The sequence below is a fragment of the Aeromicrobium sp. 50.2.37 genome (genome assembly GCF_024655735.1).
Lineage (GTDB): Bacteria > Actinomycetota > Actinomycetes > Propionibacteriales > Nocardioidaceae > Aeromicrobium.
The window spans coordinates 20,962-29,138 of sequence record NZ_JANLGG010000009.1 but is presented as its reverse complement, the minus strand read 5'-3'; the positions used below and the strand labels follow the sequence as shown (position 1 = coordinate 29,138).

The 8,177-nt window shown below is 72.3% G+C and carries 7 protein-coding genes; 3 read left to right on the top strand and 4 right to left on the bottom strand.

Going from position 1 to position 8,177, the window contains the following annotated elements; genetic code table 11:
- The 3 genes from NUV38_RS06540 to NUV38_RS06530 form a co-directional block, all read left to right on the top strand.
- On the top strand, window positions 1-1,698 hold a 1,698-nt coding region (locus tag NUV38_RS06540), incomplete at its 5' end, for a phosphatase PAP2 family protein (RefSeq protein WP_257728349.1).
- 159 nt (window positions 1,699-1,857) lie between these two features.
- Window positions 1,858-2,385 carry an RNA polymerase sigma factor gene (locus NUV38_RS06535; RefSeq protein ID WP_257728348.1) on the top strand — a complete coding sequence of 176 codons (528 nt, stop codon included), beginning with the start codon at window positions 1,858-1,860 and terminating at the stop codon, window positions 2,383-2,385.
- Entirely contained in the window at window positions 2,382-3,311 is a 930-nt protein-coding gene (locus NUV38_RS06530) for a hypothetical protein (protein ID WP_257728347.1), read from the top strand. The genes NUV38_RS06535 and NUV38_RS06530 overlap by 4 nt, the downstream gene beginning before the upstream one ends.
- An 18-nt stretch (window positions 3,312-3,329) precedes the next feature.
- On the opposite strand, the gene NUV38_RS06525 is transcribed toward NUV38_RS06530, so the two are convergent.
- The 4 genes from NUV38_RS06525 to NUV38_RS06510 form a co-directional block, all read right to left on the bottom strand.
- Window positions 3,330-4,379: an adenosine deaminase gene (locus tag NUV38_RS06525; protein ID WP_257728346.1), complete on the bottom strand. Its 1,050-nt coding sequence runs from the start codon at window positions 4,377-4,379 to the stop codon at window positions 3,330-3,332.
- Complete coding sequence (locus tag NUV38_RS06520) at window positions 4,376-4,804, bottom strand: hypothetical protein (RefSeq protein WP_257728345.1); 429 nt, start codon at window positions 4,802-4,804, stop codon at window positions 4,376-4,378. Before NUV38_RS06520 ends, NUV38_RS06525 begins: the two co-directional genes overlap by 4 nt.
- 78 nt (window positions 4,805-4,882) lie before the next feature.
- Window positions 4,883-7,435, bottom strand: coding sequence for a glycoside hydrolase family 65 protein (locus tag NUV38_RS06515; RefSeq protein WP_257728344.1), 2,553 nt, complete (start codon window positions 7,433-7,435; stop codon window positions 4,883-4,885).
- A complete protein-coding gene (locus tag NUV38_RS06510) occupies window positions 7,435-8,145 on the bottom strand; it encodes an HAD family phosphatase (protein WP_257728343.1) in 711 nt (236 codons plus the stop codon). Before NUV38_RS06510 ends, NUV38_RS06515 begins: the two co-directional genes overlap by 1 nt.
- Window positions 8,146-8,177: the final 32 nt, after the last annotated feature.

The following is an 8,177-nucleotide window of genomic DNA, read 5'->3' as shown; positions in this document are numbered from 1 at the left end:
GTCCCTGATCCGGCCGACACCGCCTTCGAACGTTCCCACCCCGGGCGCACTACGCTGGGCCGGTCCGCCAACCGACCCCGAGAGGACACCGTGTCGATCGACCTGCGCCGCGCCGAGCCCGGCCGAGGTGGCGTCTACGCCGCCGTCCTCGTGGCGCTCGTCGTGCTCCTCGCAGCCCTCGCCACGCTGGTGGTCACCGACGCGTCCCAGGACCTCGACGGCGAGGTCGCACAGGCCGCCTTCGACATCAGCTACGCGCGCCCGTGGCTGGTCGACGTGCTCGAGGTGATCGCGCTCGTGCTGTCGAACGTCGGCGTCGGCATCGCGCTCGCCGTCGTGGCCGCGATCGCGTTCGTGCGCCGCGAGTGGCGCATCGGGCTCTGGGTCGTGCTGAGCGGCGTCGTGGCGATCGGCGGCAACGCCCTCGTCAAGCTCGTCTTCGCGCGACCGCGTCCGGCCTGGGAGGACCCGGTCCACGAGATCGGCGGCTACTCGTTCCCGAGCGGCCACGCCGCCGGCGCCGGGGTTCTCTTCACCGTGCTGGCCCTGCTGACCATCGTGCTCACCGGACGCGGCTGGAAGCGTCGCCTCCTGCTCACGCTCTGGACGCTCCTTGCGCTGCTCACCGCAGCCGACCGCGTGCTGCTCGGCGTGCACTACCTCACCGACGTCACGGCCGGCCTCGCCTTCGGCGCGCTGGTGGCCGTGGGCCTCTGGCTGCTCGTCGCCGCCGACGCCACCCGGCTCCCGTCCGAGCTCGCCGTCCTCACCGGCAGCGGCCGCAAGCGCGCCGCCGTGGTGCTGAACCCGTCCAAGGTCGCCGACGTCGAGGAGTTCAAGGCGCGCGTGCGGTTCGTGGCCGACCAGAACGACTGGTCCGAGCCCCTGTGGTTCGAGACCTCGGTGGAGGACCCGGGCTACGGCCAGGCCCAGGCGGCGCTCGAGGCCGACGTCGACCTGATCGTCGCCGCCGGAGGCGACGGCACCGTCCGCGCCGTGTGCGAGGAGGCGGCCCGCACGGGCGTGGCGGTGGCGATCATCCCGCACGGCACCGGCAACCTGCTGGCTCGCAACCTCGGTGTCCCGCTCAACCCGCGCGACGCCCTCGAGGTCGCCTTCGGCGGCCAGGACAAGGCCATCGACCTGGCCCGGTTCACCACCGACGCCGGCGTCGACACCAGCTTCCTGGTCATGGCCGGCCTCGGCATGGACGCCATGATCATGACCGGCGTCAACGACGAGCTGAAGAAGAAGGTCGGCTGGGCCGCGTACTTCGTGTCGGGCGTCAAGGCGCTGCGCTTCCCGGGCATGAAGGTCACGATCACCGTCGACGACGGTGAGCCCCGGACCTTCCGTGCCCGCACGGTGGTCATCGGCAACGTCGGCTTCCTGCAGGCCGGCCTCCCGCTGCTGCCGGACGCCCAGGTCGACGACGGCGAGCTCGACGTCGTGGTCATCGCACCGCGGCGGCTGTTCGGCTGGGTCTCGATCGCCCTGCGCGTGATCGCCCGGCGCAAGCGCACCAACGACCGGCTCGACCGCTTCACCGGCCGCCGCGTGCACGTGAAGGCCTCGGGCCCCACCCCCATGCAGCTCGACGGCGACCCCGTGGAGGAGGGCACCGAGATCACCGCGGAGGTCCGCCCCGGCGTGCTCCTCGTGCGCGTCCCGGTCGTGCCCACCACCGCCAAGGCGTAGCCCCCCCCCCAGCGGTGACTTCTCCACCGAAAGGCGGGGTCGGTCGGTGGGCGGTGGGTATTCCACCGTCTCAGCGCTGAGACGGTGGAATATGCACCGCTCGCCGTCTCGTCGGCGATCTGGATGTCAGGATCCACCGGTCCGACGACACTACGAGGTGTGAGGACCGATGCGAAGCGCCTGGCGGCCGTCGCCGACGGCCAGGAGTCGGCGTTCGTCGAGCTCTACGACGCCACCGCCGATGCCGTGCTGCGATTCGCCTGGACCCTCGCACCCGATCTCGCGACTGCGCAGGACATCGTGCAGGAGACGTACCTGACGTTGTGGCGCAAGGCCGCCCGCGTGACGACGGTGAACGGATCCGCTCTGCCGTGGCTGCTGGTCACCGTGCGCAACCTCGCCCGCAACCGAGCGCGCCGCGACCGCCGTTGGCGTGAGCTGGTGGACCTGCACGAGGCGTCCCTGCTCTCGGACCCCCAGCAGGGCGAGGCAGCCGCGGAGCTGCGCTGGGCGCTCGACAGCATCGCCGCACTGCCCCCGACCGATCGCCGCGTGTGCGAGCTGTGCCTGCTGCACGGCTACACGCACGCCGAGGCGGCGCAGTCGCTCGGGCTCAGCGAGGCCGCGGTCAGCAAGCGGATCTCGCGCGTCCGACTGAGGCTGCGCGAGGCAAGGAGCCCCGAATGAGACGCACCCCTCCCGACGACGCGACGTTCGCCACCGCCCTGGCCGAGACTCGGGGAACGGTGCTCCGTGCCGCGCGCCGTCGGCCCGTGCGACGGTTCCTGCCGTTCGTGGCCGGTGCCGTCGTGGCCGCCGGCGTCGGCGGGGGTGCCGTGGCGGTCATCCGTACCGACGTCGTCCCCGAGACACCCGTGGGCGACAGCATCGTCCGGATCGGGTCCCCCGCGCCTGGCGACCGGTGGCTCAACCTGTCGGTGGCCTTCTCGTGCGTCGGTGGCGGACGGCTGCGCGTCCTGAACGGCTCGACGGAGCTGGTCGCCATCGACTGCGACCGCGACTTCGCCGAGGACACCGACGAGGAGACTTCTGCCCCCGACGACGGCGGGAACGGCCACTCACCCTCGGGCGCCGGTGACGGGTCGCACCCGCCCCAGGCGGTGCGCGCACCGTCGCGGGCCACCAACCGAGGGATGAGCAAGGCCGTCCCGGTCACTGACGTGACGAGCGACCGCCTGGTGGTGGAGTCGACGTTGGATCGCCGCTACCTCGTGCAGGCCGTGTTCTCGCCGACCTCGCAGACCGCGCTCTCGTGGGGTGTCCCGACCGACGGCCCCGACGGGACACCCGACTGGCAGACGCCGAGCTGGCCGGTCAACGAGCACGGCCTCACGGTCGGCATGCCGTCGGCCGGGGCACCCCCGGGTGTGGTCCCCGACCTGGTCCCGACGTGGTTCGAGGGCCGCCGGGCCTACTTCCGCGGCTCGGACTACCTGGGGACGGTGGTCCTTGATCTCGACGAGGCCCGCGAGCAGGTACGACGGGAGCGCGAGGAGGGCCTGCTGGACGACGACGGCACGATCTACCGCTGGGTCTACGCAGCCGACGGAAGGACGAGGCTCGGGAAGGTCGTCACCGGTTCGTCCCGATGAGTGCGACGGCACGCAGGGTCAGGCGAGGGTGGCGTCGAGCTCGGCGCGCAGGGCGGTCGTGACCGACTCGGGGGCGAAGGAGGCGTCGACGGCGGCTCGCGCCAGGTCGACGACGCCCGCGCGGTCGAGGCCGAGCAGGTCGGCGGCCACCGCGTACTCGCGCGACAGGGTGGTGCCGAACATGGGCGGGTCGTCGCTGTTGATCGTCACCGGCACCCCGGCGGCCACCAGCGTGGGCAGCGGGTGCTCGGCGAGCGACGGGACGGAGCGGGTGCACACGTTCGACGTCGGGCAGACCTCGAGCACGATCCCGCGCTCGGCGAGCAGCGCCATGAGCTCGGGGTCCTGCGCCGCCGCGATGCCGTGGCCGATGCGCTCGGCGCCGAGGTGCTCGATGGCGTCGCGGATCGTCTGCGGGCCGGTGGACTCTCCCGCGTGCGGGACGCTGCGCAGCCCCGCAGCGCGCGCGGCGTCGAAGTGCGGCGCGAACTGCGGCCGCGGCACGCCCACCTCGGGGCCGCCCAGGCCGAAGCCCACCAGCGCGTCGGGGCGCAGCCGCAGCGCGACGTCGAGCGTGACGTCGGCCGCCTCCACCCCGGACTCGCCGGGGACGTCGAAGATCCAGCGCAGCACCAGGCCGGTCTCGGCCTCCACCCGGCGGCGGGCGTCCTCGACGGCCTCGAGGTAGGCCTCGGCGGGGATCCCGCGCACGATCGACGTGTAGGGCGTGAGCGTCAGCTCGGCGTACCGCACGTTCTGCGCCGCGAGGTCGGTGCCCACCTGGTGGGTGAGGGTCCAGAGGTCGTCGGGGGTGCGCAGCAGGTCCACGACCGACAGGTAGACCTCGATGAAGTGCGCGAAGTCGGTGAACCGGAAGTAGTCGGCGAGCGCGGTGGGGTTGGTCGGCACGGGCGTGCTGCCCTCGTGGCGCTGCGCCAGCGTGGACACCGCCTCGATCGACGCCGACCCGACGTGGTGCACGTGCAGCTCGGCCTTCGGGAGCTGGTGGAGGAACGCGACGTCGACCGAGCTGGCGTCCACGGCGTCGTCGGCGCTCCGCTCGCTCACGGGACGTCGGTCGCTTCGGGGACCACCGAGAGGTGGGGCTGGGCCGCCTGCTGCTGGCGCTCGACCACGCTGCCGCGGTCGGCGAAGTCGACCTCGAGCGTGAGCACGTTCTCGTCGTCGAGGTCGAACGTGACCCGCCGGGCCGTGGCCGTGAGGTTGCCAGCCTTGCCCTCCTCGAGCCACTCGGTGCTGCCGTCGTCGGAGACCAGACCCACCTGGGCCTGCTCGCCGCGCTGCCCCCGGAAGACGACCGGGCCGGGGCCGCTGTCGCGGATCACCAGGGCGCCGCGGCTGACCCGCCGGTCGTCGGTCTCGACGGTGGGGGTCTCCTCACCACCGACCCGCCCGAACGACCACTTCTGGTCGACGAGCACGACGTCCTCGCCCGACCTGCCGTCACTGACCTCGTACCTCACGATCAACACGTCCGTCAGTCTAGGCCGGGGCCCGCAGGCGCGACCGGACGGTGCACCCGCCCGGCGCACGACCGCGTCGCCACCTCGTCAGGCGCCGGGGACGATCGCCGTGATGACGGTGCCGTCGGAGCGGCGGGTTCCGGCCGGGTTCGGCGGCTCACCCTCGAGCCGCGGACCCTGGCCCGACAGCGCGACCGTGACCGGCTCACCCGGACCCACCACGACCTCGGAGCCGCGCACGTCGAACACGAGGTGTCCGTCGCCGGCCTCCACCGTGAGGTCGAGCTCGTCGGGTCGCACCGTCACCCGCACCCGGGTGCCCCGCAGCGTGACCCGGTAGGTGAGCGACTCCCAGTCGTCGGGCAGGCGCGGGTCGATGCACCACTGCCCGGCGCCGAGGTCGCGGAACCCGCCGAACCCGGTGGCCACGGCGCTCCACACGCCACCGGTCGACGCCACGTGGACGCCGTCGGACGTGTTGCCGTGCCGGTCGGCCAGGTCCACGAAGAGTGCCGACAGGAAGTAGCGGTACGCCAGGTCGTGGTACCCGACCTCGGCCGCGATGATCGACTGCACGACGGCCGACAGCGTCGAGTCGCCCGTGGTGATCGGGTCGTAATACTCGAAGTCGGCGCGCTTCTGCTCGGGCGTGAAGTCCTCGCCCTGCAGGAACAGGGCCAGCACGACGTCGGCCTGCTTGAGCACCTGGAACCGGTAGATGACCAGCGGGTGGTAGTGCAGCAGCAGGGGGCGGCTGTCGAGCGGCGTGTGGTCGAGGTCCCACATCTCGCGCTCGAGGAAGTGGGAGTCCTGCGGGTGGATGCCGAGGTGCTCGTCGAACGGGATGCTCATGCCGCGCGCGGCACGCCCCCACTCCTCGACCTCCTCGTCGGTGATCGACAGCCGCTCGGCCGCGGCCGCGTAGGCGGTGGGGTTGGCGTGCTGCAGGGTGCGGACCGCCTCGGCCGCACGGCGCAGGTTGAAGCGCGCCATGACGTTCGTGTAGAGGTTGTCGTTCACGACCGTCGTGTACTCGTCGGGACCCGTGACGCTGTGGATGTGGAAGGTCCCGCCCTCCTCGCTGCGCCAGAAGCCGAGGTCGGCCCACAACCGGGCCGTCTCGACGAAGATGTCGATGCCCTGGCGGTCGAGGAACTCGGTGTCGCCCGTGGCGCCGATGTACTGGCTCAGCGCGTACGCGATGTCGGCGTCGATGTGGTACTGCGCGGTGCCGGCCGCGTAGTACGCCGACGCCTCCTCGCCGTTGATGGTCCGCCACGGGAACAGGGCGCCCTTCTGGGCGAGCTGGTCGGCGCGACGACGGGCCGCGTCGAGCAGCGAGTAGCGGAACCGCAGCGCGTTGCGGGCCGCGCTCGGGGTCGTGTACGTCAGGAACGGCATGACGTAGACCTCGGTGTCCCAGAAGTAGTGGCCGCCGTAGCCGGAGCCGGTGACCCCCTTCGCCGGGATGCCCTGCCCCTCGGCGCGCGCCGAGGCCTGCACGATCGAGAACAGGTTCCAGCGGATGGCCTGCTGGATCTCGGGCTGGCCGGGGACCTCCACGTCGGCGCGCGCCCAGAAGTCGTCGAGCCAGGCGCGCTGGTCGCTCGTCTGCTGCTCCACGCCCTGCTCACGCACCCGGTCGAGGGTGCGTCGGCAGCGGTCGAGCAGCTCGCGCGAGGGCACCCCGCGCGACGTGTGGTACGCCACGGTCTTGGTGAGCCGGATGGGCACGCCGGGCTCGGCGGCGATCCGGAACGTCGTCTTCGCGAGGTCGTCACCGGTGACCACACGGCTGGTGACCATGTTCTCGGTCTGCAGGTCGTGGTCGGCCATGACGGCGAGCGTCATGCCGCTCTCGGCGCACCGGAAGCCCAGCGCGACGCGGCCCGTGTCGGGCTCGCCCAGCTGCTCCTGCGGCTCGAGCACGCGGCGCTGCAGGCGCTCGGCCTTGCGCGGGTCGGCGCCCTCACCGACCCTCCCTTCACCCATGGCACTGGCGCGCACGTGGTACTCGTCCTCACCGTCCTGGCGGTTGAGGATCTGCGACGAGATGGCCACGGGTGAGGAGTCGTCGAGCAGCGTGACCTCGAAGGTCATGATCGCCAGGTGCTTCTGCGCCAGGCTGACCATGCGGGTGGAGTCGATCCGGACCCGCTTGCCCGACGGGGTCCGCCACAGCAGGCTCCGCCGGAGCACGCCCTCACGCAGGTCGAGGCTGCGCTCGTAGCCGAGCAGGTCGGCCACCGAGAGCAGCAGCGGCTCGTCGTCGACGTAGAGCCGGATGATCTTGGCGTCGGGCGCGTTGACGATCGTCTGGCCGACGCGGGCGAACCCGTAGGCCTCCTCGGCGTGCTGGATCGGCCACGTCTCGTGGAAGCCGTTCACGAAGGTGCCGTGCGTGTGGGAGTCGCGTCCCTCCTCCACGTTGCCGCGCAGGCCGAGGTAGCCGTTGCCGACGGCGAACACGGTCTCGGTGAGGCCGAGGTCGCTGCTGTCGTAGCGGACCTCGGTGAGCTTCCACGGGTCCACGGGGAAGCGCGAGCGGTCGAGGAAGTCGCGCACGGGCGGCGCCTCGTGCGAGGGGCCGAAGCCGCGGTCCTCGTCGGTGCCGGGCGCGGGCTGGTCGAGCGGCGACATCAGAGCAGGTCTCGCAGGTCGCTGACGACCTCGTCGGCTCCGTGCTCGCGCAGCGCGTCGGCCCCGGCACCGCGGTCGACGCCCACGACCAGGCCGAAGCGTCCGGCGTGGCCGGCGGCGACGCCCGAGGTGGCGTCCTCGAGCACCACGGCGCGCGAGGGCTCCACGTCGAGCTGCTGCGCGGCGAAGAGGAAGGTGTCGGGCGCGGGCTTGCCGGCGAGCTGGCGGTCCCCCGCGACGACGCCGTCGACGATGACCGGGAAGTGGTCGATGAGCCCGGCGGCGCGCAGCACCTTGGGGGCGTTGCGCGAGCTGGAGACGATCGCCATGTGCGTGCCGGCGGCGGCCAGCTGCTCCACGAGCGCCACGGAACCCGGGTACGCGACCACGCCGTCGCGGTCGAGCACCTCCTCGAAGGCCACGTTCTTGCGGTTGCCGAGCCCGCCGACGGTCTCCTCCTCAGGGGCGTCGTCGGGCGTGCCCTCGGGCAGCTCGATGTCGCGCGAGGCCAGGAACGAGCGCACGCCGTCGTAGCGCGGCTTGCCGTCGACGTAGCGGTAGTAGTCGTCGTCGGTGTACGGCTCCTCGACCCCCCGCGCCGTCAGGAAGTCGTTGAACATCTGGTTCCAGGCGCGCATGTGCACCTCGGCCGTCGGGGTGATGACACCGTCGAGGTCGAAGAGGGCCGCGTCGTAGTCGCTCCAGTCCACCCGAGAAGCGTAGGCCCGGCTCGTGTCGCCGG

Excerpts from the sequence above, each read along its gene's own strand:
- NUV38_RS06530 (WP_257728347.1), top strand. The coding sequence starts at position 2,382 with ATGAGACGCACCCCTCCCGACGACGCGACGTTCGCCACCGCCCTGGCC.
- NUV38_RS06515 (WP_257728344.1), bottom strand. The coding sequence starts at position 7,435 with ATGTCGCCGCTCGACCAGCCCGCGCCCGGCACCGACGAGGACCGCGGC.